This window comes from Pseudonocardia sp. SID8383 (assembly GCF_009864975.1).
Lineage (GTDB): Bacteria > Actinomycetota > Actinomycetes > Mycobacteriales > Pseudonocardiaceae > Pseudonocardia > Pseudonocardia alni.
Genome location: NZ_WWFY01000430.1, coordinates 1 through 1,212, shown reverse-complemented (window position 1 = coordinate 1,212; position 1,212 = coordinate 1). Strand labels below are relative to the sequence as shown.

Sequence of the window (1,212 nt, the reverse complement as noted above, 5' to 3'; positions counted from 1 at the left end):
TGGCGGCCACCCGGTCCGGGCGCGGGGTCGTGTTCGCCCTCCCGCACGCCGGCAACTGGGACCTCGCCGGGCTCTACCTGCTGCGCGAGCTCGACCGGCTCGGGCTCGAACCGGCGCTGACCACCGTCGTGCAGCGGCTGCGTCCCGAGCCGCTGTTCCGCCGGTTCCTCGCCTACCGGCGCGCGCTCGGGTTCGAGGTCGTGACCGCCGACGACCCTCGCGCCGCGCACCGAGCGCTGACCGGGCGGCTGCGCCGCGGCGGGGTCGTCTGCCTGGTCGCCGACCGCGACCTGACCGGCACCGGGACCGGCGTGACGTTCCTCGGAGGGCCCGCCCGGCTGCCGTCCGGCCCGGCGCGGCTCGCCCGGCTCACCGGCGCCGCGCTGCACCCGGCCTACCCCTACTTCACCGACGACGCCTGGGGCGTCGAGGTCGGCGTGCCGGTCCCGCCCGGTCCCGGCGCCGTCCAGCACCTCGCCGACGCGTTCGGCGACATGATCGCCCGCCGTCCGTGGGACTGGCACATGCTCCAGCCGGTCGGCACGGGATGAGGATCGGGATCGTCTGCCCGTACTCCCTCGACGTCGCCGGGGGAGTGCAGCGTCACGTCCTGGACCTGGCAGCCGCGCTGCGCACGCTCGGGCACACGGTCGAGGTCCTGGCCCCGACGACCGGCACCGCGCCCGAGTTCGTCACCCCGGCCGGGCGGGCCGTCGGCGTCCCCTACAACGGCTCCGTCGCCCGCGTCGCGTTCGGCCCGCTGACCCGCCACCGCACCCGGCGCTGGCTCGCCGCGCACAACTTCGACGTGCTGCACGTCCACGAGCCCACGACCCCGTCGGTGTCGGCGCTCGCGCTGCTCGACGCCCGCGGACCGGTCGTCGCGACCTTCCACACCTCCACCGAGCGGTCCCGGGCCCTCGCCGCGTTCGGACCCGTGGCGCGCCCCCTGCTGGAGCGGGTCACGGCGCGGATCGCGGTGTCGGCGACCGCCCGCCGGGTCCAGGTCGAGCACCTGGGCGGGGACGCCACCGAGATCCCCAACGGTGTCGACCTCGCCCGGTTCGCCCACGGGCCGGCACTGGACCTGCCGCCCGCCGTGCGGGTCGGCTACGTCGGCCGCTTCGATGAGCCGCGCAAGGGCATGCCGGTGCTGCTGGCCGCGCTGCGCCGGGTCGTCGCCGACCGCCCGGACGTGCGGTTGCTCGTCGT

Annotated in this window: 1 protein-coding gene and 1 pseudogene; both read left to right on the top strand. The window is 76.9% G+C overall.

The annotated features are described in order from the left end of the window. A pseudogene (locus GTW08_RS10655) lies at window positions 1-551 on the top strand (phosphatidylinositol mannoside acyltransferase); the annotation flags it as partial. Next, on the top strand, window positions 548-1,212 hold a 665-nt coding region (locus GTW08_RS10650; protein WP_161151838.1), incomplete at its 3' end, for a glycosyltransferase family 4 protein. The pseudogene GTW08_RS10655 and the gene GTW08_RS10650, both read left to right, overlap by 4 nt.